Genomic DNA, 24,824 nt, shown 5'->3' on the forward strand with positions numbered 1-24,824 from the left:
GGGAGGCGCGGACCGCGTCAGTCCTCGGTCTCGCGTCGCAGCTTCTGCCGCAGGTCGTGCGGGATGAGCTCGATGAGCTGGTCCGGCCGCAGCGGCAGGTCCAGGAGGCCGAGCTTGAGCCGTCCGGTCCGACCGTGCCGTTCCGCGTCGAGCCGAACCACGCTGCCGGCGTCCTTGCGCAGCCGCACCTCGAGCTGCGCGCCGGTCGCGACCTCGCCGACGACCAACCCGTCGACCTCGAGCGCCGCGCTGCGGGTGCCCTCGGCGATGTCGAACCGGTAGCGCTCACGGGCGGCGAGCACCACCGAGCGGTCGATCCCCGCCATCGGGGCCACCGGCGTGACGACGGAGCCCGACAGTGCGGGGGACAGGACCGGGCCGCCCGCGGCGTAGTTGTAGGCGGTGGACCCGGCGGGCGTCGCCGCGACGACGGCGTCCGCGCGGTAGTACCCGTACATGAGCCCGCCGACGCTGAGGTCCGCGGACACCTGACCGGCACCGGGGCGGCGGACGATCGTGATGTCGTTGAACGCCAGGTAGTCGGTCCGGGCACCACCCCAGGAGAGCCGGGCCTCGAGGGCGTGGTGCGGTTCGAGCTGGTACTGCCCGGCCGAGAGCCGTTCGAGCGCGGCCTCGAGCTCGGGCGGCTCGATCTCCACCAGGAACCCGACGTTGCCGTAGTTGACGCCGAGCACCGGCACGGGCCGACGGGCGACGAGCCGCATCGCGCCCAGCATCGTGCCGTCCCCACCGAGCGCGACGACGAGGTCGACCCGGTCGGTGAACTCGTCGTCGTCCACGACGTCGATGTCGCTCCGGAGCCGAGCGGCGTCGATGCTCCGCGCCATGAGCCGGCCCGCGCCGGACGCGTTCCAGCGGTCCAGGATGTCGACGGACTCCTGGACGTTCTTCGACGGGTGGACGACGAGGCCGACGACGGGCTGCTCCATGGTGCGGATCGTACCCGGCGGCGGTCCGGAATCGTCGGGCGGGCCTGCCTGCGGGACCCGTCCGCGGGAGCCGGGGCGGGCCTCCCGGCAGGGCCGGTGCGCCGCACGCACCGAGGTCACGCCCACGGCGAACAGGGGCAGCCCTGACGGGGAGCGCTGGTTAGTCTCGATGTACGTGACCGGACTCACACGAGTCCGGCTGTCGGCCCCCGTCCCAGCGGGGCCAAGGGAGAGCACATGTTCGAGAGATTCACCGACCGGGCCCGTCGTGTTGTCGTCCTCGCTCAAGAAGAAGCGAAGATGCTCAACCACAACTACATCGGTACGGAGCACATCCTCCTCGGCCTCATCCACGAGGGCGAGGGCGTCGCCGCCAAGGCGCTGGAGTCGCTCGGTATCTCGCTCGACGCCGTGCGCGAGCAGGTGCAGGACATCATCGGGCAGGGCCAGCAGCAGCCGACCGGGCACATCCCGTTCACGCCGCGCGCCAAGAAGGTCCTCGAGCTGTCCCTGCGCGAGGCGCTGCAGCTCGGCCACAACTACATCGGGACCGAGCACATCCTGCTCGGCCTCATCCGCGAGGGCGAGGGTGTCGCCGCCCAGGTCCTCGTCAAGCTCGGCGCCGACCTGAACCGGGTCCGCCAGCAGGTCATCCAGCTCCTGTCCGGCTACCAGGGCAAGGAAGCGGTCGCCGTCGGCGGCGAGCAGCAGCAGAACGGCCAGCAGCAGGGTTCGCAGGTCCTCGACCAGTTCGGTCGGAACCTCACCCAGGCCGCGCGCGACGGCAAGCTCGACCCGGTCATCGGGCGCGAGAAGGAGATGGAGCGGGTCATGCAGATCCTCTCCCGCCGCTCCAAGAACAACCCCGTCCTGATCGGCGAGCCGGGTGTCGGCAAGACCGCCGTCGTCGAGGGCCTCGCCCAGGCGATCGTCAAGGGCGACGTGCCCGAGACGCTGAAGGACAAGCAGCTGTACTCGCTCGACCTCGGGTCGCTCATCGCCGGGTCCCGCTACCGCGGTGACTTCGAGGAGCGCCTGAAGAAGGTCACGAAGGAGATCCGCACCCGCGGCGACATCATCGTCTTCATCGACGAGATCCACACCCTCGTGGGTGCCGGTGCCGCCGAGGGCGCGATCGACGCCGCGTCGATCCTCAAGCCGCTCCTCGCCCGCGGTGAGCTCCAGACCATCGGTGCCACCACGCTCGACGAGTACCGCAAGCACTTCGAGAAGGACGCCGCACTCGAGCGTCGCTTCCAGTCGGTGCAGGTCAACGAGCCGTCGCTGCCGCACACGATCAACATCCTCAAGGGCCTCCGCGACAAGTACGAGGCGTTCCACAAGGTGTCCATCACCGACGGGGCGATCGTCTCCGCGGCGAACCTGGCGGACCGCTACGTGCAGGACCGCTTCCTTCCGGACAAGGCCATCGACCTGATCGACGAGGCCGGCGCCCGCCTGCGCCTGTCGATCCTGTCGGCACCGCCGGAGCTCCGCGAGTTCGACGAGAAGATCTCGACGGTCCGCGGCCAGAAGGAAGCCGCCATCGAGGAGCAGGACTTCGAGAAGGCCGCGAGCCTGCGCGACGAGGAGAAGAAGCTCCTCGGCGAGCGTCTCCGCCTCGAGAAGCAGTGGCGTGCGGGTGACGTCGCCGCATCCGGCACCGTCGACGAGGGCATCATCGCCGAGGTCCTGGCGCAGGCCACGGGCATCCCGGTGTTCAAGCTCACGGAAGAGGAGACCTCGCGTCTCGTCTTCATGGAGAAGGCACTGCACCAGCGCGTCATCGGTCAGGAGGAGGCCATCTCGGCACTCTCCAAGACCATCCGCCGCACCCGTGCCGGCCTGAAGGACCCGAACCGCCCCTCGGGCTCGTTCATCTTCGCCGGCCCCACGGGCGTCGGGAAGACCGAGCTCGCCAAGGCGCTCGCGGAGTTCCTGTTCGACGACGAGGGCGCGCTCATCTCCCTCGACATGTCGGAGTTCGGCGAGAAGCACACCGTCTCGCGCCTGTTCGGTGCCCCTCCCGGGTTCGTCGGGTTCGAGGAGGGCGGCCAGCTCACCGAGAAGGTGCGCCGCAAGCCGTTCTCGGTGGTCCTGTTCGACGAGATCGAGAAGGCCCACCCGGACATCTTCAACTCGCTGCTGCAGGTCCTCGAAGAGGGTCGTCTGACCGACGGTCAGGGCCGCGTGGTCGACTTCAAGAACACCGTCATCATCATGACCACGAACCTCGGTTCGCAGGGCATCGCCGGTGGTCCGGTGGGCTTCCAGGTCGAGGGTGACTCGGCCGTCGGCTACGACCGCATGCGCTCGAAGGTGAACGAGGAGCTCAAGAAGCACTTCAAGCCCGAGTTCCTGAACCGCGTCGACGACACGATCGTGTTCCCGCAGCTCTCGCAGTCCGAGCTGCTGCAGATCGTGGACCTGTTCGTGAAGCGCCTGTCGGACCGTCTGCTCGACCGCGACATGACCGTCGAGCTCACGCTCCCGGCCAAGGAGCAGCTCATCAAGGTCGGGTTCGACCCCGCCCTCGGTGCACGACCGCTGCGCCGCGCGATGCAGCACGAGGTCGAGGACCAGCTGTCCGAGCACATCCTGCAGGGTGAGCTCACCGCTGGTGACCACGTGAAGGTCGACTTCGCGGACGGTGCGTTCCAGTTCGAGACCGGGCGTCAGCCGGGTCGCGAAGAGGTCCTCGCCGGCGCCCCCTCGCTCGAGAAGGCGCCCGAGGCGCCGACCGGCGAGGTCGAGGGCTAGTCAGCCCAGGCACGTCACAGACGGGAGGCCCGGTACCAGCTGGTACCGGGCCTCCCGTCCGTGTGGGAGCAGAGTCCGGACATGACAGGAGGCGCGGTACCGAGCGGTACCGCGCCTCCTGTCAGCGCTGCGGGTGCGTCCTACGCCTGGACGTCACCGCGCCAGCCGTCGGCCGTGGGGGCCGCCTCGACGCGCTCCTTGTAGTTCTGCAGGTCCTTCTTGACGGCGTGGCCGCCGACGCCGACCGCGGATCCGAGCTTCTCGAGGATGCCCGAGGGCTCCCAGTCGATCTGCACGGTGACGCGGGTCTCGGCGTCCGAGAGCTTGTGGAAGGTGACGACACCGGCGTGCTCGGTCTCGCCGTCCTTGACGGTCCACGCGACGCGCTCGTCCGGGTGCTGCTCGGTGATGAGGGCGCGGAACGAACGCTCCTGGCCGGCGACCTTGACGGTCCAGTCGGTGGTGGTGTCGTCGACCTGGACGATCTTCTCGACCTCGTCCAGGAACGTGGGGAACTCCTCGAAGCGGGTCCACTGGTCGTAAGCCGCACGCACGGGGACGTTGACGTCGACGGTCTCGATGATCTGGGGCATTGGTGCTCCTCCTGCTCGTCGTACTGGTGTACCTGGGACGGTAGGCCGGTGCGGCTGTGGGACGTCCCGGTGTGTGTCCCCCGATGACGCGCCCCGATCGTCGCCCGCGCCGTAGGCTGTGGCGGATGACTGAGCACGGACGGCATGCGTTCTCCGAACGGGACGAGCACGGGATCCTGGTGCGCCCCGCGTTGGCGTCCGACGTCCCGCACATCCAGCGGCTCATCGCGCCGTACGTCGACCGGCGGATCCTGCTCGGCAAGGAGAACGTCGTCCTGTACGGCTCGATCCAGCAGTTCCGGATCGCCGAGGGACCGGACGGCGTGCCGATCGGCTGCGGAGCCCTCGCGGTGTTCTGGGACGACATCGCCGAGGTCCGCACACTCGCGCTCGACCAGGACTGGATCCACAAGCGGGTCGGCCACCGCATGCTCGAAGCGCTCGAACACGACGCCCGGGAGCTCGGCATCGCGCGGATCTTCTGTCTGACCTTCGAGGTCGACTTCTTCGCGAAGCACGGGTACCTCGAGATCGGCGAGACCGTCGTCCCGCCCGAGGTGTACGCCGAACTCGTCCGCTCGTCGGACGAAGGGGTAGCGGAGTTCCTCGACCTCGCCCGGGTCAAGCCGAACACCCTCGGCAACACCCGCATGCTGAAGATCCTCTGACGGCTCCGCCCCTGCCTCGGCGGGGGTCCCCGACACGTGCCGTGCAGGTGTCTACCCTGCGCGCATGTCGTCGATCCGCCACCCCGTCGGTCCCGAGCGCCCCGGGGTCTACTGGCGCCGCCGCGCCCTCGTGCTCGGGGTGGTCCTGCTCGTCGTGGTCGTCGTCGTCCTCATCGTCGTCGGACGGGGGAACGGGGCTCCCGGTGCGGGGCCGACCGCATCCCCGTCCGCGTCGTCCGCCGCCCCTGGCGCGGGCGTGACGCCGGCCGCTGGAGCGCCGTCCGCCCCGTCGTCGTCGGCTGCGGCGTCGTCCGCTCCGGCGTCGTCCGCTCCGGCGCGGAAGGACGGAGCGGCGTGCGCCGAGGACCAGATCACGCTGACGCCCGTCGTCGACGAGCGCGTCTACGCGGCCACCGACGACCCGCAGATCGCCATGACCATCGAGAACACCGGGTCGAACTCCTGCCACATGGACCTCGGGTCCGCGCAGCAGGTGCTCACCATCACGTCCGGCACCGAGCAGTACTGGACGTCGAAGGACTGCCAGACCGGTGGGACGAACCAGGACGTCACGCTCAAGGCCGGTCAGGAGCTCACGACGCCGGCGATCACCTGGGACCGCACCCGGTCGTCGGCCACGACGTGCGACGCCGCACGGGCGGCCGTGCCGGCGGGCGGGGCCAGCTACCACCTGCAGGTCACGGTGGGGGAGATCGAGTCGGCGGAGTCGGTGCAGTTCGTGCTGGAGTGACGCAGCCGGTCGTCGCACGCTGGTGGGTGCCGGGCGTCGGTGGGACGACGAAGCGCCGGGCGTCGGTGGGACGACGAAGCGCCGGGCCGGAGGATTGCTCCTCCGACCCGGCGCTCACGATGACCGAGGTCAGCCGATGACGGTGATGTTCTCCGCCTGCGGGCCCTTGCGGCCTTCGGTGATCTCGAATTCGACCTTCTGGTTCTCCTCGAGCGACTTGTAGCCGTTGCCACCGATCGCGGAGAAGTGGGCGAAGACGTCAGCGCTGCCGTCGTCCGGCGCAATGAAGCCGAAGCCCTTTTCGTTGTTGAACCACTTGACAGTTCCAGTTGCCATTTCGGCGTTCCTTACTTTCTTACGTGCGCGGCGAGAGAATTCCACCACCGCGGGTTTCGACGACGTTGCCATCGAGTTGTGTGCGGCACCCGGCATCGAGCGGGGCGACGGAGATCAGAGGTTCAGTGCAATCGGTAGGCACTGACCATCGGGCAGGTGAACGGGTCGCGCGCTGCGAGACCGACCCGGTTGAGGTACCGGACGACGATCCCGTAGGAGCGGAAGATCGTGGTCTCCGTGTACGGGACCCCGTGCTGTTCGCAGTGCTCACGCACGAGGGCCTTCGCACGACGCAGGTTGGGCCGCGCCATGCTCGGGAACAGGTGGTGCTCCGCCTGGTGGTTGAGGCCACCGAGCAGGTGGTCCACCCACACGCCACCAGTGATGTTACGGGAAGTCCGGACCTGGCGCGAGAAGAAATCGATCTTGGCACCTTCGGCGATGACCGGCATGCCCTTGTGGTTGGGTGCGAACGACCCGCCCATCATCACGCCGAAGACCGCCATCTGGACGCCGAGGAAGGCGAACCCGATGCCGAGTGGCATCACGGCGAACACGAACCAGGCCAGCAGGGCGAAGCGCGCGAGGAGCAGGACGGCCTCGAACCGGCGCTCCTGCGGGGTGCCCTTCGCCGCCTTGCCGGTGACGACCGCGCGGATCGAGAGCCAGTGCAGGTTGGCGCCCTCGAGGGTCAGGAGCGGGAAGAACGCCCAGCCCTGGACCATCGCGAGGCGGCGGAGGAGTCCGCGACGCTCGACGGCGTCCTCCTCGATGAACACGACGCCGTCCGGCGCGATGTCCGGGTCCTTGCCGATGGTGTTCGGGTTGCCGTGGTGGCGGTTGTGCTTGTTCATCCACCACGAGTAGGACAGGCCGACGACGAAGACGCCGAGCCAGCGACCCGCGTGGTCGTTCCACTTGCGCGAGGCGAAGATCTGGCGGTGCGCGGCCTCGTGCGAGAGGAACGCGAACTGCGTGAAGAGGACACCGAGCACCGCGGCCGGGATGAGCTGGAACCAGGAGGCCCCGAGCATGACGGACACGACGAAGGTCGCGGCGGTGAGGACGGTCAGGACACTGAAGACGGCCCAGTAGAAGCCGACACGGCGTTCCAGCAGGCCTTCGGTGCGGACCCGCTCGAGCAGGTCCTTGTACGTCGACGTCGGTGTCGGCGCTCCCGGGGTCCGGGCGGTGGTCGGTCGGTAGAGGGTGGGCGATGGTGCCGGCATGGAAGCTGCTTCCCCATCAGGAACAGCCCTTCGGCCGTACAACGAGAGTTCCCGCGATTGCGATTGCTCCGAAGCTAGTGGCGTTGGCTGAGTTCTCACCCCGAGGGGTGGCCTGAGTGCGCCTACAGGATCATCGCGGGCTGGACTCCGATCATCGCGGCGTAACGTCACGACCATCGACGAAGGGCTGGGCCATGAAGTACCTCATCTACGGGGTCGCCTCGGTCATGACGAGCGACGAGGCGGCGTACGCCGTACTGGACTACGCGACGGCGCTCGCGCAGTCCGGACTCGCGGACCGGGTGGACGTCCCGTCGGTCGACGACTACGGCATGGCCGCCACGTCGAGCTTCGTCCTCGCGCCGGCGATCGGTGTGCTGGTCCAGTCAGCACCGGACGACGAGCTGGCACCGGAGACCGACGCCTTCACCGCCGACCTGCGGTGCCGCACCCACGCCGTCCAGGCGGGTCGCGCCTCCTGAGCGGACGCCCCGCGGGCAGCGTCGGGCTGCTTGACTAGGGGTGATGGCACAGAAGGAACAGCGCTTCCGGAGCGAACAGCTCGAGGAGGCCCTCGCGAAGCAGGACGTGGCCGCGGTCGCGTACGCCCTGCGCAACGACATCGTGATCGTCCCGCGGCTCGTCACCGGGAAGAAGGACATGCAGGTCCGGGTGTTCGGCCGGGAAGGGTCGGACAAGCGCATCCTGCTGCTGTTCTCGTCGGCGGACGCCTACACCGCGATGGTGCCGGGGGAGAAGCTCCGGCAGGTCATGGTCTACGACGCCGAGCGGCTCGAGGAGTTCCTGGCCGCGCACCTCGACTCCCTCGAAGGCGTGTTCTTCGACATCGCCGGTCCGCACACCATGCAGGCCGAACCCGCCGACCTGCTCGCGGCACTGCGCGCGTAACGACCGGTCCCGTACCGGACCCGGTCCCTCCGGATAGCGTCGGTCCATGGGATCGATCGTGCCCGGCGTCATCGCCTTCGCCCTCGGCACCGTGCTCGCCGTCGCCGGGCTGGTCCCGTGGGCCGCGCGCGAGTACCGGCGACACGGGAAGCTCGGCGTCCGACGCGGCCTGCTCGCGTTCGGGACGCTCGTCTACGCGCTCGCGCTCGTGACCTACACGCTCCTCCCGCTGCCAGACGACATCGCCGCCGTCTGCCGTGCCGATCCCCAGCCGCAGCTCCGGCCGTTCACCTTCGTCGGTGACATCGCCCGCGAGGGCGGCATCACCGGCCCGCGGTCCCTGCTCGGGAACCCCGCCGTGGCGCAGGTGCTCCTCAATGTGCTGCTGTTCGTCCCGCTCGGTGCGCTCGTCCGGCACGCGGTGCTCCGCCGCCGACTCGTCGTGGGCCTCCTCGTCGGCGGTGCCGCGGGCTTCGTGCTGTCGCTGCTCATCGAGTTCACGCAGCTCACCGGCGACTGGTTCCTGTACCCGTGCGCCTACCGTTTGTTCGACGTCGACGACCTCATCGCGAACACCGCGGGCGCCCTGCTCGGCACGCTCTTCGCACCCGTCGTCGGCTTGCTCGCCGGATCGGCGCGGACGACGGAGGAGGCCCGGGTGCCGCGACCGGTCACGGCCGGCCGGCGGTTCTTCGGCATCCTCGCCGACGTCCTGGCCATCTGGTTCACGACGGGCCTGCTCACGTCGGTCACCTCGGTCGGCCTCGCGCTGCTCGGGGTGCCGGACGGCGGGCCGCTCGCCGTCGGTCTCGGCATCGTCGCCGCCGTCACCGCGCCCGCGCTGCAGCTCGTCATCGTCCTGGTGTCGGGGCGGACCTTCGGTGAGCACGTCGTGCGGCTCCGACCGGTGCCCGTCCCGGGAGGCGCGGCTCGGCTGGTGCGGTGGGCGCTCGGCTCCGGCGGGTGGTCGGCGCTCACCGCCAGCGGGCTGCCGTTCTCCGGCTTGATCGCGTTCGCGCTCGCGGTGGCAGCGGTCATCGGCGTGTGGGCGACGCGGGACCGGCGTGGGTTCGCCTCCGCCGTCGCGGGCACCGGGATCGAGGACGACGTGGACACCGAGGTGCCCGCCGCCGAAGTGGTCGCCGGCGACCAGCGACCGTGACGGCGTCGGTTCTCTCGCGCGGTCAGAAGGCGGCGTCGAGCTCGCGTTCCCGCGGGGACTTCGTCATCGAGAACGCGACCCGCAGGGCTTCCCGGAGGTGTTCCGCGTCGGCTCCGAGGACCGTCGTGAAGCCGAGTCGTCCAGCCTCTGCCACGCGCTGTTTCGCGCCGGTCGCCGTCCGGATCTCGCCGGCGAGGCTGATCTCGCCCACGGCAGCGAGCGTGTGCGGGTACGGGCGGTCACGGGCCGCACTCGCGAGCGCCAATACGATGGCGAGGTCGGCGCCGGGTTCGGTGAGCTTCATACCGCCGACGGTCGAGACGTAGACGTCGGCGTCCGAGAGCTTGATGCCGGCTCGTCGTTCCAGCACCGCGAGGAGCATGGCCACACGGGATGCGTCCACCCCGTTCACGACGCGACGCGGCTGCGGTGCCGAACTGGGGACCACGAGGGCCTGGATCTCGACCGGCAGCGCCCGCCGTCCCTCCATCGCCACCGTGATGCACGTGCCGGACACCGGGGCGCCGTTGCGGGACATGAAGAGGCCGCTTGGGTCGGGTACCTCGTGGATGCCGTCGCCCGCCATGTCGAAGCAGCCGACCTCGTCCGTCGGTCCGAAGCGGTTCTTCAGAGCCCGGACGAACCGGAGTGCGGTCTGGCGGTCACCCTCGAACTGGCAGACCACATCGACGAGGTGTTCGAGCAGACGGGGTCCGGCGATCGTGCCGTCCTTCGTGACGTGACCCACGATGAGCACCGGGAGCGCCGCCTGCTTCGCCACCCGGATGAGCGTGGAGGCCACCTCGCGCACCTGCGACGTCCCACCGGCGATGCCGTCGACGGACGCTGACGAGATCGTCTGCACCGAGTCGGCGATGAGCAGGTCCGGCTGCACCTGTTCGATCTGGCCGAGGATGACGCCGAGGTCGACCTCGCTCGCGAGGAACAGTTCGTCGTGCATGGCGCCGGTGCGTTCCGCGCGGAGGCGCACCTGGTCGACGGACTCCTCCGCACTGACGTAGAGGACGCGTTTGCCCATCGAGGCCGCACGGGACGCGACCTCGAGCAGGAGCGTGGACTTGCCGACCCCGGGCTCGCCGCTCAGCAGGACCGCGGCTCCGGGGACGATCCCGCCGCCGAGCACCCGGTCGAACTCGCCGATGCCGGTCTGCCAGCGCTGCACGGTACCGCCGCGGGCTTCCGTGATCGGCCGGGCGATGCGGCTGCCGGTGACGGCGATCGACGCTGTCCCGCGGGTGCTGGCGGTCGCAGCCGACGCGTCCTCCACCGTCCCCCACGACTGGCACTCGCCACAGCGACCGACCCACTTGATGCTGGTCCACCCGCACTCCGTGCAGCGGAACGAGGACTGGGGACGGGCCATGGGACGAGGTTAGGCGGCTCCGCCGACATCGGTCCGGTCGGCTCGGCAGACATCGGTCGGTTCGTCGGCTCGGTCGTCGGATCCCTCGTCATCGCGGTCGCCGCTGGCGTGCGGACCCGGCAGCGGGACCGAGCCGGTGACACGCTGACGCAGGCGGTCGAGTGGATTCGGTCGGTTCGCCGTGTCGAGCGCCGCGGCGTCGTCGGTGTCCTGCTCTGCACGGGCGTGCGCGACGTCGCCGGCCTGGCTCCCGAGCTCCTCGGCTTCCCGCGCGGAGAGGTACCGACGGATGGCGGCCACTGTGTCCACCCGTGCGTCGACCGCCGGTTCGAAGGCGCTCGCCCAGATCTCGTACCCGCGGTCGTTCGGGTGGAACAGGTCGCCGTACGTGTTGAAGAAGGTGCGCCGGATGCCGACACGCTTCGTGATCGCGTGCAGCGGTGCCACGGTCAGACCGAGCTCACCCGCGACCCGGTGGATGATCTCGTTCGCGACCGCGACCTTGCGCTCCCGGTCCGGCACGAACATGCACGGGAGTTCCCCGACGATCGCGTGCGACGGCACGGCTCCGTAGATCGCTCGGATGTTCCGCTCGAACTTGTCCGGGTGGAAGTCCGCGATGTCGTTGGCTCCGATGGACACCGTGCAGACGTCCGGGCTGTACTGGTGCAGCTTCGGGAGCTGGTGCTGCTTCGCCCCCCACGTCGTCGCACCGGACACGCTGAGGTTCACGACCCGCACCGTCAACCGCGAACGGTGTCGGATGCGACGAGCGAGCAGGCCGACGTACCCGCGACCCGGGGCCGTCGCGCCGACCCCCTGCGCCGCGGAGTCGCCGATCGCCACGTAGGTGAGCTGGCCGTCGTGGTGCAGGCGTTCGCGCCACCAGTCCGCGTGCACGGGGAGCATGTCGACGATCCGCTGGGACGCTGCCCGTTGCCCGCGGATGCCTGCCCGTGCGCCGATGCCGGCGGCTCCGCTGACGACGGCCGCGCCGACGACGGAGGACAGCAGGGCGACGAGGGTGCGCGTTCTCATGGCGGAGACGGTACGCGCGGTGCCTCGGTCTACGGCCACGGTCGTGGCGGCTTGGGGAGGAGAAGGCGGACTCAGCCGCATGTGGAGGGGAGGTGCACGGGGTGTCGTCACGGGCCTCCCGGATCGTGTAAACTCTTTCCCGGTACCGTGTCCGAGCGGCCTAAGGAGCATGTCTCGAAAACATGTGTGGGGGCGACTCCACCGTGGGTTCAAATCCCACCGGTACCGCCACAGGGCCGTTTGTGTTTCTGACCTCAACGGTTTGCGAAACTCAGCCCAAAAGAAGAACCCCCGGCTCCGGCCGGGGGTTCTTCTCGTTCTCAGGGGTGTTCTGGCGGACGATCGCGGCCGTCAGTGGGCCATTCCGGTCTTGTCCTGCCGTCAGAGGGCTGCGCGCTCGAGTTTACGGGCGCGCCAAAGCACCTCGGACGCCTCTGGAGCGTTTCTGGGCGGTGAAGCGTCCGGGGTGCTGGTGGTGCTTGTTCGGTTCGGAGCGGCGTGCCGGTTTACGTCCGCTGGGGGGATGAGCTTTACGGGGGTCGGGGTTGGCCTTGCAGTTCGAGCGGTTGAGCCGGTCACGTCGGCGAGGCAGCAGTTCGTGCTTCTGCTTGCGGCGCTGTGGTGCTCGTCCTTCTTGGGTGCGCTTGTCGAGGATGTAGAGCTGGTGCTCGAACTCGATGATGCGTTTCATGTTCGCGGCGACCATGAGAAGCGCGAAGGCGAACTGCTGTCCGGCCATACCGCGCATGGGGCGGTGGGAGGACTTGTCGAGTTCGATGTCGTCCTTGACGGTGTCGTTGAGGCTCTCCACGGTGTTCCGGCCAACCCGGTACGTGCGCCACCACTCCTTGCTGTGCCAGCGAAGCTTCTGCCGGTTCTTGACGTTGTCGCTCGCCTTCACCGTGATGGTGTTCTGCAGCAGACCCGGTTCTCGGCCGCGAGCTGCGGCATGTCCCGCTCGTAGATTCGCGGCCGGTCCGCTTCTTCAGACGGCTTTGCTTTGGAGCAGTTCACGCAGGGGGCAGTCGACCGTCGATGACGGTCCCAATGCGGGTCAGACGAACCTCATCTTCGAACCGTCTTTCACGCGGTCGTGCAGGTGCAGCTCGTAGTCCTCGCGCTAAAGGACCTCTTTCCGGTGCAGCTCTCCGGTGATGGTGCCTTCGTCGAAGTGCTTCCCAGTCGCGAGCAGATGCTTCGCAGTTCCGGCGCAGAAGAAACGGTCGCCAGCGAAGGGGGCGACGCCGACGCCGTTGCTGATACCGAGTCGCGAGCCGTGCTTGCCGGCGAGGGGCTGGTGGAACTGCTCCATTGTGAGCTGGCTGTAGCCGGCGTCGAAGACGAGTCGGGTGATGTCGTATCCGCTGTCGAGGAGCGAGTCGACGAGGGCGATGCTGTGCTCGCCGGTGCTTGTTGGGCGTGCCGGGGCTCGCAGCGCGGATGAGCGGCGGCGGAGCGCCTTCCTTGTCCGCGTAGGGGTCTTCGTGGACGTCCATGATGATGTTCGCCATGAACACCATCTCCCAATCGGAGGCTTTGATGTGCCTCCTTCTTCTGCGGCATCGCGGTTCTTTCGGCTCTTCTTATGTGGGAAGAGGTCTGCTTCGAGTTAGAGAACGGGTTTGTCGACTTCCTTGCCGGTGTACTCGTTCTGCATCGGCAGCTCTTGCTTGGTGTAGCTGTCGTCGATGTGTGCTTTGCGCCCGCCAGGGGCTGCGCCGGAAGCAGCGCGGTCCTCGGCTCGCCACCGTTGGATGCGCGAAATCACCTTCGACATGTGCACCCGGCTGAGCCACGTCAGCACCAGGTCCGCGTCGATGAGGGACCGAGCGCCGGCACCTGCTGCACTTCCCTGTCCGTGACTGAGTCGCCGGTGGCCTGGCGCAGCGGGGGCAGGCTCGCGGCGACCTGCGTGTCCCACATGTTTCCGGAGTCATAGGCGCTCATCGGAAGTCACCTACGCCGATGGTGGCGGAGGGGTCATTGTGGCCGAGGCCGCGGACCTGCGACATGTTCGTCTCGTGCGTGATGATTGAGTCGTCCCGCGCTGGCGTGCGGAGCGCCGTCTCGTACTGGCCAAAGACGTCGAAGGAGGCTGCGTCGAGGTAGCGCTGCAACGAACTGAGTCCTCCCCCGGCGACAGACAAGACGACGGGGAGAGGGAGGTGGCTGATGATATCCATCAGCAACGCTGCTCATGGGACTCTGCGTCGTCGGCGGGAGTGCCTTCGATCCGCGCATAAGGTCGACGCCATCGTGTGTGGCGAGCCAGGCGTCAACGAGCGGCACGGTCAGTTTGCCGCGTCGGACGCGTGGCGGACCCGCTGACGGATGCGGCCACGGGCTGCGACCTCGTATTCGTCCGCCATCGCCCAGACGTGGATTTTCGCGAGCTCATTCGGGTCGTTGTGTGTCCTCGACGAGGCAGACGTGGACGCAGTGCGGGAGCTGCGACCGAAGACCTTCCAGTCTCCGCGGGCAGAGAAGTACGCTATCTTGAGCGAATGTCAGTAGCAGGGGGCGGGGCGCCGCTTAGTGCGCACCGAGTGCAGTATCGGGTCGGGCACGGTGGGTTCCATGCCACTACTGTCGCGCAACTGGGGGTGAGTCCGCTGACCTACATCTACGACGTCGGTGCGGCGCCGCGTGTGGGCAAACTTGAATCAGCCATTCGTGACTTGGCGAAGGACCTAGTTGATCGAGGCGTGGCGCGCATTGACTTTATCTTCGTATCACATCTCGACGAAGATCATGTGAATAGGTTGCAGTTTCTTGCGAGGGAGATGAGTCGGTCAACGATATCGGTCGGGAGGCTTGTCATACCCTGGCTCGGACCCGTATCGAGGCTCTTCGGCATGCTCCGACAATCTCATCGAGCAGGGAACGCTGCGAGCATGAGCCTCCTGCAATCTGACGCAAGCATCGCTGCGTTCGCGGCAAACCTCGGATTCGCGGAAGTTCTCTTGGTGCAAGACGGCCTCAACGCAGCCGACCCGGACGTTGCTGTTGACCTTGCCCAGCAGGTAGACGCCGACGGAGCGGTTGTTGCCGCACCAGTACGAACGATCGCCTCGGGAACAGATCTCACTCCGGCAGGTATGCCGTGGATGCTGCTCGTCACACAACTCACGGTTCCGAAGAAGACCTTGAAAGAGGTGGCGAAGCGGATCAAATCGAAACTGAAGCTCGACGTCAGCCTGGAAGCGGCCCGCCAGAGCGTGGTCCGGTCGCACGCCCATCGACGCGCTGCTCGCGCCATCATGGAAGAGGTTGCGCATGCTCACGGGATCCCGCGCGGTCGAACGACCATTACCAACTGGTCATCAATAAGCCTGTACAGCGGATCTACAAAGCCTCCTGCCAAACACCCTTTTGTTCCGTCGAATCCAGGACACTTCGCACATTCATGCACAGATGGATGGGTCCACACGGGGGATTTGCCGCTCAATGTCGGTCTTGTCTGGCATGCATTCGCGGCGGAATGGCATAAGTGGTTGCCGTCGCCCGTTCGGACGTGCGTGGTGACGGCTCCTCACCACGGATCAATGAACGGCCACAACATAGCGCTGTTCAACCTGTTCAATCCGGATCATGCGGTGTTCACATACGGACTCGAGAAGGGTTCGACAAGAATCAGGCCGCGGTGGGCAAAGAAGGTTGACCCGACGGGCGCCCTTCATGAGGTGAAAGCCCAGACCGCCGCTCAAGTGTGGGAACTATCGAACTGACGAAGCGTTCTGCGCAACGAGCGTAGGCACCCACCACGAGTCGTTGTTCTGCACTGCGCAGACACGTCGGATGTCCATGCCATCGAGGCGCGTTGCAGCCGACGCTGGGCTGCTGCGGCGACGTAAGCGCCGGCGATCAATCCGGCCGCGACCAGGACGGTCACCAAGTGGGGAAGAGCTGCCTCCATCACGTTCGACTCCTTACGCTGACCTTCCAGATGAAGGGTGCTCACAGCAGGAAGAGACCGGCCCGTTGAGGGATACCTGCCCCAACGACAGAATGACCGCATGCCGCGACCCCGACCCGAACCAGCCCGCCACGACACCCAGCAGCAGCTCGGCTGGGAAGTCAGGCTGCGCGATGAGGCGCTCGGGCTGAGCGTCGAGGCCGTTGCCGCCGCAGTCGGCAGAGACCACCGCGTCGTCCGGGCACTCGAAGACGGAAGAGAGCTGCCATCAGAAAGCCTCTGCGCGGAAAGACTCATCGCAAGCCGTTACAACGGAGTGGTCGTGGAGAAGGGGCTCGACCGGTACTACCGGTCGTTCCCCGTCCTGACCGCAGCGCCCGACGCCGGCCCACTCTGACGCCTCGACGTTCATCTCAGAGACGATCTACGACGGCCAACTGATGGCCACAGGAGAGCCGTCTTTGCTTCCTCGAGCTGCGAGAGGCAACAACGCAGACCGGCGAGTTCACCTTCTTGACATGGCGTTGCAGCGGTAGCGATGCGCAGCTGTGCAATGAACTGTCGGTGAGCACGCAAGTCCTGGAGGAGGACGTCTGCTGCCGCGAGCAACAGACGAGCGAGGTCGGCGTCCGAGGCGTTCGAGAAGTCGTAGTGCGGCGATGGTCGGTGCGTTCGATGAGCAATGCAGCTTGTGCGGTGTTAGCCGTGTGGGGACCGATGCGCGGTGGGGTCCACCGGGCTGAGATGCACGCCGGGGTGGCGGGCCGGTCGGTTATCCGAGGGACATTTGCGCGTTCGTGCGCCGTTCTGAGAGCATCCGCGGGCATCCGAACGCCTCGAAATCGCCGGCGATATGTGTTGCCGGCTCCGGCCGTACTCCCTCCCAACCGCAAGCGTCGGCTCCGAGCCGCTGCCCTGCGACCAACGCCCTTTCCCAGTCCGGTTCACCTCCTGAGGTGAACAGAGCATCGATGATGCCAGCGGATGTCCAATCGCCGGCTCCAGCGGAGTCAACAAGAGCTGTTACCGGATGACCCGGAACGTCGGTCCACACGCCGTCGATACGGATTCGTGCGCCAGCCGGTCCGAGGGTCTCAATCAGGGTCGTCAGGTCCGTCGGCAGCCGCTCAGCGAAGGCAGGGGCGCGCTCGGCGCTGTACTTCACGACGTCAGACACGTCGACCGCCCGGTCGAAAAGCGCAGGCCGACCCAGTCCGGCCGGTTCGAAGAAGACCAGCGACCCAGCTTCCTTCCACCGACGAGCAAGTTCGATGGTGAAAAGGCTGACTCTGTCGAAGAAGAAGACGTCGGGAGCGGGCAACTGCTCAACCACCGCCGTAGCGTATGCCACCTCTGACGGCCGGTGCTTGGCGAACCTGGCGCCGCACGCTGGACACGCGAAGCGCCACGCGTGGTCATCGCGGCGGCGTTCCTGCACGACGATGGGGGTCTTCCACTGGTCAAAAAGCCGCAGCGAATGCGTTCCTACCCCGTCGGCTTCCAGCGATTCCGCAAGGAAGAGTCCAGCTGGGTCGGTGCCGATGGTTCCTGCCACTTCGGAGTGCCATCCAAGGCGCGCGAGGATTGCGGCCACGTTCACCGCCGTGCCGCCCGGAGAGGCGCAGACGCTTCCGTTGATCATCACGTCGACGGCGGCGAAGCCGCTGGTCACGACGGTGTGGGACGTTGCCGGCAACTCGGAGTAGCTCATCACGTCCCATTCTTCACCTTCGGAGGGACCAGTCTTGTCACCCCGTTAGAAGTGTGCAGCATTCCGACGACATCGAGGAGAGCATCTGGTCCACGCTGGCCAGACCGGCCAAGCGGCCAGCAACGATCCAGCGCAGGCGAGCACCGGTCGACGCTGACACTCAGCTTTGTTGCCGTGAGTAACGCGAAGTCGTTACCGCCGGGCGCGCCTTGATCGCCGACGGCCAGCGCGGCTCCGGATCGCTGTTGTAGTTTCCGAAGGAACGGTGCCTTACCGCTGTCAGCTGCAACAACATCAACACTGTGGCCGCTAGATACGACCTGTACGGGCGCGTCGAGGAGCTCAACGACAGAGTTCACAATGCTCCGCGCAGCGGCGACGGACGCGCCGTTCCCGGCGGGCTCGACGCCGACCTGCTGGTGCCCTTGCCGGACGACGATGGCGCCGAGTTCAACAAATGCAGCGAGGGAAGCACAGACTTCTTGAACCCACGCGGATTCATCTTTTGGCGGGGTCAGCGGCGCGTCGAGCGCCTGCTCCCAAGCGCCGTTGTGTAACCCGAGCTGAACTTGCGAGCGGAGATGCTCCGGCACCCACGCTTGAAGCGCCGTGTAGAGGCTGCTCCCACGGCCAGAAGCGAACGCAAGCTGAAGGCCGTTCTGTAGGAGTTGCAGAAGGGCGTCCCGGATTTCTGCCCGGGGCAACTCGTACCGAGCCGTGGTGTCCACGCACGTGCCGTCGTAGTCCAAGACGATCGTCGTGAACCGCTGGCGCCCTACCCACAGTCGCCACCGGTCGTACGCTACCCGCACTAGCGGTAGCGCGTCGGACGACGTTGTGCCGATGGCACGTGCCTTCCGCGTGACGGGATTGTCCTCCGGGGTCGGGAACAACCGTTTGAACGGAAGATGGTAGAGCTCGCGCCCAAATGCGGGAACCGGCGGCTTGCTGAGCGCCAAATTCTGCGCAGCGGCGCGCAGCGTCGGCGTCTGCATTGCGGCGGCGAGTAGCTGCAGTGATCCGGCAACGCCTGGTGTAGTCGTTCGAATTCGGACGATCCGGATGGCGCTCGGGACGGTGCGGAGCGTGCGCTCAGCGATCGCTTCGACTTCCGGAGTGATCAGCGCTAGCACTGCGGCGTGCGATGCGCGCCGCTGCAATCCCACATGCCTTCCATGTGCGAAGTTGCGGTAGTCGGCAAGCTCTACCGGAGCCAAACCGAGTTCTTCGTATCTGATCTGGATGTCTAACGCCGCCGGGTAACCCCCGGAGCCGTAGAGGACGACCAACGGCCCTTCAGAAGTCAGTTCTGGCAGGGCGGGAAGGCTTAATGTGGGGGGAAGGGTGCTTTCGTAGGCGCGTGCGACCACGGTACTCATCGACAGCACGCTCCCGGTGGCAAGGAACCCGTCCTTGGGTCGGGCGGTCGGTACAGTGATTACGTGCACCCGAAAGCTGTTGAAAGGGGCAGCGAGCTCCGATGGTGAGCGTGTTGTCAACAGAACGACATGAAGGCCATGAGCGAGAGCGTGACTGACCGCCATTGATGAGTCCGGGTGACGTGCGCGCGCCGAGAACACCACGGCAATTGAATCAGTTGGTAATGCTCGGCGCTCGATGAACGCGAGCGGGGAGACGACTTCCGCTGATGCGCCGTTGTCGGAATGTAGCTTCGCTGCGATGGCTGCTGCGGGCGCGGCGCCTCCGGACGCGATCATGTAGGCATGCCGCGACGACATTAGTCGGCGCAACGTTTTGTCGACTGTCACTGCAGCTGCGAGGCGGTACACCTGCGGGAGTTCGCCTGATTCGGCCCGGTAGTCCGCAGTCGGATCAGACGGCATACGGTGCTCCTAATAGCCATGCGGTTGAGATATTGACCGTTCGTCTACCCGGAGGTGCCTCGTGCAGCCGGTACGACATGGGACGGGCATGCGCTAGAGAGAGACCTCGTTCGTGCGCAGCGAGGACGACGCCGAGTCCGAGCATCTTGCTCGTATGTTCACTGACGACAACGGCGGTCGACCCGAGCGGACGGAGAGCCTGGCGGTACCGGTCCGCGAGGTTGACCAGCTGACGGTACAGATCGAAGGGATTGGACTCGCTCGCGTAGAAGACGTTCCGCTGCTCGAGCTGCAGCTCATCGAAAAGGAGTTGCCGATGCTCAAGCAGGAGATCGTCGCCGGTCCTGGGATCGGTGGCCGGGAACGGGATGACCGCGCACACCTCTTCAGGCTGCAGGAAGGTGCTGAGAGCTTGGACTTCATCGACGGAGCTGCGTCCGAGTACGGGGATCCAGATCGTGGTTGCCGCCGTCTCATCGGCACCCGCGAACCCGGGGAGCATCTCGGGTTCGTCGAGCTCGGACGCGATGATCCTGCTGTCCGTGACGGGGTCCTCGGATGCGATCGCGAGGAGGTTTCCGGCGAATCGGTTGATGTGCTGACCGGCCTGGGTGAGCAGCAGTTGCAGGATCGCGAACGACACCATCGAAGGCAGGCCCGACATGTCCAGCAAGATGGTGTCGTACTGCAGAAGGGCGTAGTCCCGCACGAGGGCCCGGGTGAGCTTTGCGGACTGGCTCGACGGATCCGAGGATGTGACTCGTGGAACGAACCGAAGTTGGGATGAGAACAGGTTGCGCAGTTCGTCCTGGTGCGTAGCTGCCACTTGGTCGGCGGTGTCGTGGGAGCCGGGCGGTGCGAGTTCGAGGGCGAGGACATCTAGGTCGGTGATGCTTTGCGCGACTCGGTGGGGGACGTCGAGCGTACGCGGGTCGAAGCCGGCGCCGCAGAGCAGCAGTGTTCGGCCGCCCGCTTCCGCGGCGGCGCGCCAGAAGTGGACGGACTCATCGGAACTATCGGCAAAGACGTAGTCAAGCCATCTCAGATCAGGAGCCATGGGGTTACAGAAGCCGTTCGTCTGGGAGGCTGACGTCGTCATCGATGTCCGGGAGGTGCCCGCCAAGCCGGGCGGCCGCGCGCGTCCAACGGTTCAGAGTCCGTGCGACGCTCTGTTCTCGGAACCCGCCTCGTTGCAGCGGTAGCGAGAAATGCGGAAGCAGCATCCGATTGAGATAGAACACTTGGAAGCGGCTGTTCTTCACTGACTGCGGTTCGGCGGTGGTCTCCAACAAGTTGTTGGCCACTGCTTGGCCAAAGGCGTTTCGAAGGCGCTCCAGGTTGCTGTCCTGTTGCGGTGCGCGGAACAGGCGCTGCGCTTCTGACCATTCAAGAGCCATGCCGGTCACACCCGGCGCGTATGGCGCGGTCGGCTGATACGTCTCGGCTCGCCCGCGCTCGGCGATGGAGTACAGCAGAGCTTGCACATCCATGCCGTTGGGTATTCGACGTGGAATAGTGTTCCACATCTCCTTGCTGCCTCGCCGCACGCGGACATCCTGTTCAGAGGCAAGTAAATACGGGGAGCGGCCCCGGATCATTAACGCCGAGAGGATGAGGTCGAACTGGTCACCGGCGAGAGCGAGATACTGTTCGATGTTTCTGCTGGATAGTTCCGCAAGGACGTTCGGCCCGAAGTAATAAGGAATATTTTGTTCACGAGCGAGGAATAATTTTGCAGCTGCGCGGGTGCTGCTGCTTGAAAGCTTATCAGCGCGGTCCGGGTCAAGTTCTTCCACAAAATCGAACAATGTAGGAGCTTGACGGTTCAAGTTCCGTTCAATTAGGATTCGTAGCTCGCGAAATCCGACTGCGCGTTCAAGAACCGATTGTGCTTCACCTTGCTCGGTCAAGCGTGCGAGCCATTGCCGATGCTCAGGGTGCGCCTCGACCGCGGCGGAGGCATCCCGTTCCGCTTCCGCAAGAGCACGTTCCATGAGACCATCCGGGATAGACTCAGTGTTGCTCAAAAGCATCGAGAATAGCTCATTCCTGCCCTGTGACAGCAACGGGCGCATCGCTCTGCTGTCAGCGATTGCGGTCATGATCTGCCGCTGCTTGAACGGTCGGTCGAGATGCTTCTCAATCTCGATGAGGCTGTATTCTCGGCCCTCCGTTCGACCGATCAGCAGTTCATTGAGAGGGACGGCCGACCGTCGTTCCGCAATCCAACGGCCAACTCGCGGTTCTCGGACGATCAGCGCGTTGTAGAGAGCGGTTCTCTGATCGGGGTCAAGGTCGTGCACGTCATCAAAGAGCAGCACCGGCCGGGCGTGAAGCTCAGAGCCATTGATGAAGATTCTTGTCGTTGCGAGGAATTCCAGCGAGAGAAGATCCGGGTGACCGTCGACGCTTTCCCAATCAACTGGCATTAAAGAGCCGAGTAAGTCCAGAACGGTTCGTTCCTTCTCGCGCAACTGATCGAGGATCTGCTGCCCGTTGAAGGGAGCGTTGTCGATGTTGAAGAGACGTTTTGCGAGTGCCCGTGCGCGTTCGGTGTCGGGCCCGGCGTTCGGTTGGAACTCGACCGACGAGGCGCCGTCGGGGAAGCGCTGATCAGTCGCCGTGAGAGCTGCTTCGACCGCCCGCGTCAATATTCGCGCGTCGAGAAGCTTGAAAAAGATCTTCAGAGCACCGGCGCCTTGCGGTCCGAGATCGACGAGGGAACGATAGTCGCGTCCCACACTCACCATCAGCCCGAGCAGCTGGGGCCTGCCGTCGCTGAGGACTCCACTGGAATTCAGCGCGGATCGAAGCTCTTCGAGGTGATCATCGCGAGTGGGACTCCGGAACGCTGCGAGGTTGTCCGGCGTCAGCATCCGAAGCATCGACGTCTTGCCAGCGCCGGGAGCGCTGCGTAAGACGACCAGGCGGTTCCATGCGACCGCGGCGTCCGGAAGCGCTTCGAGCATTGTGGTGCTGAAGGTGGTGAGGAACCCGGCGCGGTCCCGCTGCATTTCCGTGTAGCGGGATCGGAATGGGTTACCTGATGGGCTCATGGTCGTCCGGGGTGGTGTCGTTCGTGCCGGGGGAACACGCCGGTCCACGGGCTCGCGTCCGGTGAGCGTTCGGCGTCTGCTCCGTCATCCTTCCACAGGATCGGCGGTGCGTTGTTCGGCGCGTTGTGATGCAGGACAAGCGGGAGAGCGGAGCCGCCGAATCCGAATCGGAGGTCATCACCCCCGACTCTCGTGGCGTCAGTAACCCACGTGGCGCGGAAATACCGATCGCACAATGCGAGGAAGTCGCTGTCGCGGGCATCGCTGAGAGGGAACGTTTCGGGGAACGTGTATGCAGACTTGACTGTGAAACGGTCGGCGTACCCGGCTTCGATGAGTCGGGTCCGCAAGGTAGACTCGGCGTTCTCTGTCATCAGATAAAGCAGACCCGTGACCTGTACATCATCCGCGACTACGCCCTCGCTGTGCAACAGGTCGACTTGGCGCAGTATCTTCGGAACCTTGCCCTTCCACACGTCATGTTCCTTACGTAGCATGGACGCGCCGGAGCCGGAAAAGTCGTCGACGACGAGGACTGACTGGAAGGTTGGCTCCGCCTGCAGACCCTGCTTCTCAAGGGCCTCCTCGAGCGTCGCCCGCATGTCCTTCGCTTTTTCGGTGTCAATGACGTAGTCGAGGTGGAACTGTTCTGTCGACATGTTGCTCGCCCGCCGGAGGCGATCAAGCCGCGCGCCGTCACTCATCCCAAGAACCAAGGTCCGCCGCTGCACCGCTTTGAACTCATCCGATGCAGTTATGCGCGCAACCTGCCACAAAGGCAGCCCGAGCTGCTCTGCTGCTTGTCGGCGGAACCAGGGTCTCAAAAAATCCTGGTATACAGTCGATACAAGATGCTCCATCTCGGCCGCCGAGATGAACACCAGGCGTTGGAGAACGAACTCGAGCGCCACGGTCCGGTCGCCTCGGTCGAAGCAGTCGAGCCATGTTGCCAAAGACTCGATGAACTTCACACCGGGCATGTAGCCGCCATATTCATCGTACTTGGTTCGACTGAGAACCTGCAGCTTTGACAGCAGTTCGCTCAGGCGCTCGAGATCGTGCTCTGATGTCACCTCAGCAAGGACCGTCTGCGCGAGTGAATTCCGCACGCTACCCCGTTCTCGGCGTGATCTCACGCTGACCGAAGGAAAGTGTAGTGTTCCTCAGCTAGTGTCCGCTGGCCCCCATCGGGGTGGCGTGGGTGCCGTCGGCGCGGAGTCTTGATTTGCCATTCGAACTCCGCTGCGGGCCGGTGCTGCGGGCGTTAGTGGAGACCATCGACTACGGGGAGCTGGAAGCGTGAACGAACTCTGGCATGGGGGAGCGCCTGGGCGCGAGTGAGGCGAAGTGCTTCTTCCGCCGACGGAGACATCGACGACGTCCTTCTTCGCTTCGTTCCGTTGCACTGCCGGTCCTCGCTGGCAGCTGGTGAGGAGCAACGGGACGGCGACGAGCAGTGCGACGGTCGCAGCCACTCGGCTGGTGGGTGTTCTCATCGAGCCTCCGGTGGATGCAGACTGTCCAGGACTGCGTGCTCGTGGAGTGTCGGCCCCATCGGGATGTGCAGCGTTACGGAGCCACCCTGGCCGGTCGTGGTGAGCGCGATGTCGTGGAGCGACTCCGTGCCGGGGTCCAGGTGATCAGGTCCCTCCTCGTCGATGTGCACAGACGTCAGCCCCCCGGCAGCACCGCACCCCGCGCCAACCCCACGACGACCCGGTGCGCAACCCGCGCCGCCCGCGCAGCCGCGTCGTCGAGGTGCTCCCGGAACTCGTCGCCGTCCGGGGCGCACAGGTCGCTGATGCCGCGGATCGACACGAACGGCATGGCGTGCACGGAGGCGAACTGCGCGATGGCCGCCGACTCCATGTCCACCGCTGCGACCGTCGGGAAGGTGCGGCGGAGGTCCCGGGCCCGGCCGTCGGTGACGAAGACCTCGCTCGAGCCGATCGACGCCGTGCGGACGACGTCGTCGGTCGGGACCTCGCGGGCGCGACGGATGAGATCGGCGTCGGCGCCGTACTCGGGAGGCATGCCCGGCACCTGACCGAGCACGTACCCGAATGCGGTGGCATCGGCGTTGAGGTTGACGTACAAGTCCCCGACGACGACGTCGCCGAGCTGGACCTCTTGGGCGAGGCCGCCGGCGGTGCCCACGCTGATGACGGGGACGCCGGGGCCGAAGTCGTGGAAGGCGTGGGCGACGGCAGCGGTCGCGTTCGTGAAGCCGATCCCGCTCCGGCGGACGGCGACCGTGGCGCCGCCGACGTCGAGGAGGTGGTGCTCGTCGTGGCCGCCGGTCGGGCCGCGGAGGACCGGGCCGCCGCCGAACAGGTCCGTGAACGCCGAGACCTCTTCACTCATCGCGGCGATGACGACGGCCGCGGGTCGTCGAGTGGCGTCCACCCCGCGATCTTCCCACACGGACGGCACGGACCCGGCGAGCGAGCGCGTGAGCGAGCGAGGAGAGGGGTAGGGCGTTCGGGGTACTGCCGCAGACCCCCACCGAGATGTGAG

The 24,824-nt window shown here is 66.2% G+C and carries 24 protein-coding genes and 1 tRNA gene; 10 read left to right on the forward strand and 15 right to left on the reverse strand.

Translation table 11 applies throughout. The features are described 5' to 3' along the window. Positions 1-17: 17 nt before the first annotated feature. Complete coding sequence (locus DEJ16_RS06805) at positions 18-950, reverse strand: NAD(+)/NADH kinase (protein ID WP_110825662.1); 933 nt, start codon at positions 948-950, stop codon at positions 18-20. A 237-nt stretch (positions 951-1,187) separates the two neighbouring features. On the opposite strand from DEJ16_RS06805, the gene DEJ16_RS06810 reads away from it, so the two are divergent. Further along, a complete protein-coding gene (locus DEJ16_RS06810; protein WP_110825661.1) occupies positions 1,188-3,710 on the forward strand; it encodes an ATP-dependent Clp protease ATP-binding subunit in 2,523 nt (840 codons plus the stop codon). A gap of 140 nt (positions 3,711-3,850) precedes the next feature. On the opposite strand, the gene DEJ16_RS06815 is transcribed toward DEJ16_RS06810, so the two are convergent. Then, positions 3,851-4,303 carry an SRPBCC family protein gene (locus DEJ16_RS06815; RefSeq protein ID WP_110825660.1) on the reverse strand — a complete coding sequence of 151 codons (453 nt, stop codon included), beginning with the start codon at positions 4,301-4,303 and terminating at the stop codon, positions 3,851-3,853. 125 nt (positions 4,304-4,428) lie between these two features. On the opposite strand from DEJ16_RS06815, the gene DEJ16_RS06820 reads away from it, so the two are divergent. Together DEJ16_RS06820 and DEJ16_RS06825 are read left to right on the forward strand one after the other, a co-directional pair. After that, the gene (locus tag DEJ16_RS06820) at positions 4,429-4,971 is read left to right on the forward strand and encodes an amino-acid N-acetyltransferase (RefSeq protein ID WP_181419499.1); all 543 of its coding nucleotides are present in this window, start codon (positions 4,429-4,431) and stop codon (positions 4,969-4,971) included. Positions 4,972-5,035: 64 nt separating this feature from the next. Beyond that, entirely contained in the window at positions 5,036-5,722 is a 687-nt protein-coding gene (locus DEJ16_RS06825) for a hypothetical protein (protein ID WP_110825659.1), read from the forward strand. Between the two features lie 129 nt (positions 5,723-5,851). Here DEJ16_RS06825 and DEJ16_RS06830 read toward each other — a convergent pair whose 3' ends face one another. Both DEJ16_RS06830 and DEJ16_RS06835 read right to left on the reverse strand, forming a co-directional pair. Next, the gene (locus tag DEJ16_RS06830) at positions 5,852-6,058 is read right to left on the reverse strand and encodes a cold-shock protein (protein WP_065963953.1); all 207 of its coding nucleotides are present in this window, start codon (positions 6,056-6,058) and stop codon (positions 5,852-5,854) included. Between the two features lie 122 nt (positions 6,059-6,180). Next, positions 6,181-7,287, reverse strand: coding sequence for an acyl-CoA desaturase (locus tag DEJ16_RS06835; RefSeq protein WP_110825658.1), 1,107 nt, complete (start codon positions 7,285-7,287; stop codon positions 6,181-6,183). 194 nt (positions 7,288-7,481) lie between these two features. On the opposite strand from DEJ16_RS06835, the gene DEJ16_RS06840 reads away from it, so the two are divergent. Genes DEJ16_RS06840 through DEJ16_RS06850 form a run of 3 tightly spaced genes read left to right on the forward strand, consistent with a single transcriptional unit; the run spans position 7,482 to position 9,358 of the window. Next, positions 7,482-7,769, forward strand: coding sequence for a hypothetical protein (locus DEJ16_RS06840; protein ID WP_110825657.1), 288 nt, complete (start codon positions 7,482-7,484; stop codon positions 7,767-7,769). A gap of 43 nt (positions 7,770-7,812) precedes the next feature. After that, positions 7,813-8,196 carry an SseB family protein gene (locus tag DEJ16_RS06845; RefSeq protein WP_110858042.1) on the forward strand — a complete coding sequence of 128 codons (384 nt, stop codon included), beginning with the start codon at positions 7,813-7,815 and terminating at the stop codon, positions 8,194-8,196. Between the two features lie 46 nt (positions 8,197-8,242). Beyond that, positions 8,243-9,358: a VanZ family protein gene (locus tag DEJ16_RS06850; protein ID WP_110825655.1), complete on the forward strand. Its 1,116-nt coding sequence runs from the start codon at positions 8,243-8,245 to the stop codon at positions 9,356-9,358. Positions 9,359-9,380: 22 nt separating this feature from the next. Here DEJ16_RS06850 and radA read toward each other — a convergent pair whose 3' ends face one another. Beyond that, positions 9,381-10,742, reverse strand: a complete 1,362-nt coding sequence (gene radA, locus DEJ16_RS06855) for a DNA repair protein RadA (RefSeq protein ID WP_110825654.1) — start codon at positions 10,740-10,742, stop codon at positions 9,381-9,383. A 9-nt stretch (positions 10,743-10,751) separates the two neighbouring features. Beyond that, on the reverse strand, positions 10,752-11,780 hold the full coding sequence (locus tag DEJ16_RS06860; protein WP_181419500.1) for an SGNH/GDSL hydrolase family protein: 1,029 nt from the start codon (positions 11,778-11,780) through the stop codon (positions 10,752-10,754). Positions 11,781-11,921: 141 nt separating this feature from the next. On the opposite strand from DEJ16_RS06860, the gene DEJ16_RS06865 reads away from it, so the two are divergent. Continuing rightward, positions 11,922-12,011 (forward strand) — tRNA-Ser (locus DEJ16_RS06865). 172 nt (positions 12,012-12,183) lie between these two features. On the opposite strand, the gene DEJ16_RS06870 is transcribed toward DEJ16_RS06865, so the two are convergent. Continuing rightward, positions 12,184-12,681, reverse strand: a complete 498-nt coding sequence (locus DEJ16_RS06870; protein ID WP_110825652.1) for a hypothetical protein — start codon at positions 12,679-12,681, stop codon at positions 12,184-12,186. A 192-nt stretch (positions 12,682-12,873) separates the two neighbouring features. On the opposite strand from DEJ16_RS06870, the gene DEJ16_RS06875 reads away from it, so the two are divergent. Next, positions 12,874-13,224, forward strand: coding sequence for a hypothetical protein (locus DEJ16_RS06875; RefSeq protein ID WP_110825651.1), 351 nt, complete (start codon positions 12,874-12,876; stop codon positions 13,222-13,224). Positions 13,225-13,389: 165 nt separating this feature from the next. Here the strand turns inward: DEJ16_RS06875 and DEJ16_RS06880 are convergent, their stop codons facing one another. Both DEJ16_RS06880 and DEJ16_RS06885 read right to left on the reverse strand, forming a co-directional pair. Next, the gene (locus tag DEJ16_RS06880; protein ID WP_110825650.1) at positions 13,390-13,584 is read right to left on the reverse strand and encodes a hypothetical protein; all 195 of its coding nucleotides are present in this window, start codon (positions 13,582-13,584) and stop codon (positions 13,390-13,392) included. 139 nt (positions 13,585-13,723) lie between these two features. After that, entirely contained in the window at positions 13,724-13,963 is a 240-nt protein-coding gene (locus DEJ16_RS06885) for a hypothetical protein (RefSeq protein WP_110825649.1), read from the reverse strand. Between the two features lie 420 nt (positions 13,964-14,383). Between DEJ16_RS06885 and DEJ16_RS15515 the strand changes: the two genes are divergently transcribed. Further along, on the forward strand, positions 14,384-15,508 hold the full coding sequence (locus tag DEJ16_RS15515; protein ID WP_146232835.1) for a hypothetical protein: 1,125 nt from the start codon (positions 14,384-14,386) through the stop codon (positions 15,506-15,508). 288 nt (positions 15,509-15,796) lie between these two features. After that, positions 15,797-16,093, forward strand: a complete 297-nt coding sequence (locus tag DEJ16_RS15520; protein WP_146232836.1) for a helix-turn-helix domain-containing protein — start codon at positions 15,797-15,799, stop codon at positions 16,091-16,093. A gap of 375 nt (positions 16,094-16,468) precedes the next feature. Here DEJ16_RS15520 and DEJ16_RS06895 read toward each other — a convergent pair whose 3' ends face one another. The 6 genes from DEJ16_RS06895 to mtnN all read right to left on the reverse strand — a co-directional run bounded on the left by DEJ16_RS06895 (position 16,469) and on the right by mtnN (position 24,713). Next, the gene (locus DEJ16_RS06895; protein ID WP_110825801.1) at positions 16,469-17,407 is read right to left on the reverse strand and encodes a carbohydrate kinase family protein; all 939 of its coding nucleotides are present in this window, start codon (positions 17,405-17,407) and stop codon (positions 16,469-16,471) included. Beyond that, positions 17,407-19,251: a hypothetical protein gene (locus DEJ16_RS15525; protein WP_146232837.1), complete on the reverse strand. Its 1,845-nt coding sequence runs from the start codon at positions 19,249-19,251 to the stop codon at positions 17,407-17,409. Before DEJ16_RS15525 ends, DEJ16_RS06895 begins: the two co-directional genes overlap by 1 nt. After that, positions 19,241-20,308: a hypothetical protein gene (locus DEJ16_RS06900; protein WP_110825647.1), complete on the reverse strand. Its 1,068-nt coding sequence runs from the start codon at positions 20,306-20,308 to the stop codon at positions 19,241-19,243. Before DEJ16_RS06900 ends, DEJ16_RS15525 begins: the two co-directional genes overlap by 11 nt. 4 nt (positions 20,309-20,312) lie before the next feature. Next, entirely contained in the window at positions 20,313-22,265 is a 1,953-nt protein-coding gene (locus DEJ16_RS06905; protein WP_258365851.1) for a hypothetical protein, read from the reverse strand. Positions 22,266-22,303: 38 nt separating this feature from the next. Continuing rightward, on the reverse strand, positions 22,304-23,416 hold the full coding sequence (locus tag DEJ16_RS06910) for a hypothetical protein (protein WP_110825645.1): 1,113 nt from the start codon (positions 23,414-23,416) through the stop codon (positions 22,304-22,306). A gap of 562 nt (positions 23,417-23,978) precedes the next feature. Continuing rightward, positions 23,979-24,713, reverse strand: a complete 735-nt coding sequence (mtnN, locus tag DEJ16_RS06915; RefSeq protein ID WP_110825644.1) for a 5'-methylthioadenosine/S-adenosylhomocysteine nucleosidase — start codon at positions 24,711-24,713, stop codon at positions 23,979-23,981. Positions 24,714-24,824: the final 111 nt, after the last annotated feature.

Origin of the sequence: Curtobacterium sp. MCJR17_055 (genome assembly GCF_003224335.1) — a bacterium.
Lineage (GTDB): Bacteria > Actinomycetota > Actinomycetes > Actinomycetales > Microbacteriaceae > Curtobacterium.

Excerpts from the sequence above, each read along its gene's own strand:
- DEJ16_RS06885 (WP_110825649.1), bottom strand. The coding sequence starts at position 13,963 with ATGGATATCATCAGCCACCTCCCTCTCCCCGTCGTCTTGTCTGTCGCC.
- DEJ16_RS06805 (WP_110825662.1), bottom strand. The coding sequence starts at position 950 with ATGGAGCAGCCCGTCGTCGGCCTCGTCGTCCACCCGTCGAAGAACGTC.
- DEJ16_RS06845 (WP_110858042.1), top strand. The coding sequence starts at position 7,813 with ATGGCACAGAAGGAACAGCGCTTCCGGAGCGAACAGCTCGAGGAGGCC.
- DEJ16_RS06825 (WP_110825659.1), top strand. The coding sequence starts at position 5,036 with ATGTCGTCGATCCGCCACCCCGTCGGTCCCGAGCGCCCCGGGGTCTAC.
- DEJ16_RS06815 (WP_110825660.1), bottom strand. The coding sequence starts at position 4,303 with ATGCCCCAGATCATCGAGACCGTCGACGTCAACGTCCCCGTGCGTGCG.
- radA (WP_110825654.1), bottom strand. The coding sequence starts at position 10,742 with ATGGCCCGTCCCCAGTCCTCGTTCCGCTGCACGGAGTGCGGGTGGACC.
- DEJ16_RS15525 (WP_146232837.1), bottom strand. The coding sequence starts at position 19,251 with ATGCCGTCTGATCCGACTGCGGACTACCGGGCCGAATCAGGCGAACTC.
- DEJ16_RS06900 (WP_110825647.1), bottom strand. The coding sequence starts at position 20,308 with ATGGCTCCTGATCTGAGATGGCTTGACTACGTCTTTGCCGATAGTTCC.
- DEJ16_RS06860 (WP_181419500.1), bottom strand. The coding sequence starts at position 11,780 with ATGAGAACGCGCACCCTCGTCGCCCTGCTGTCCTCCGTCGTCGGCGCG.
- DEJ16_RS06850 (WP_110825655.1), top strand. The coding sequence starts at position 8,243 with ATGGGATCGATCGTGCCCGGCGTCATCGCCTTCGCCCTCGGCACCGTG.
- DEJ16_RS06830 (WP_065963953.1), bottom strand. The coding sequence starts at position 6,058 with ATGGCAACTGGAACTGTCAAGTGGTTCAACAACGAAAAGGGCTTCGGC.
- DEJ16_RS06895 (WP_110825801.1), bottom strand. The coding sequence starts at position 17,407 with ATGAGCTACTCCGAGTTGCCGGCAACGTCCCACACCGTCGTGACCAGC.
- DEJ16_RS06820 (WP_181419499.1), top strand. The coding sequence starts at position 4,429 with ATGACTGAGCACGGACGGCATGCGTTCTCCGAACGGGACGAGCACGGG.
- DEJ16_RS15520 (WP_146232836.1), top strand. The coding sequence starts at position 15,797 with ATGCCGCGACCCCGACCCGAACCAGCCCGCCACGACACCCAGCAGCAG.
- DEJ16_RS06840 (WP_110825657.1), top strand. The coding sequence starts at position 7,482 with ATGAAGTACCTCATCTACGGGGTCGCCTCGGTCATGACGAGCGACGAG.
- DEJ16_RS06905 (WP_258365851.1), bottom strand. The coding sequence starts at position 22,265 with ATGCAGCGGGACCGCGCCGGGTTCCTCACCACCTTCAGCACCACAATG.
- DEJ16_RS06835 (WP_110825658.1), bottom strand. The coding sequence starts at position 7,287 with ATGCCGGCACCATCGCCCACCCTCTACCGACCGACCACCGCCCGGACC.
- DEJ16_RS06810 (WP_110825661.1), top strand. The coding sequence starts at position 1,188 with ATGTTCGAGAGATTCACCGACCGGGCCCGTCGTGTTGTCGTCCTCGCT.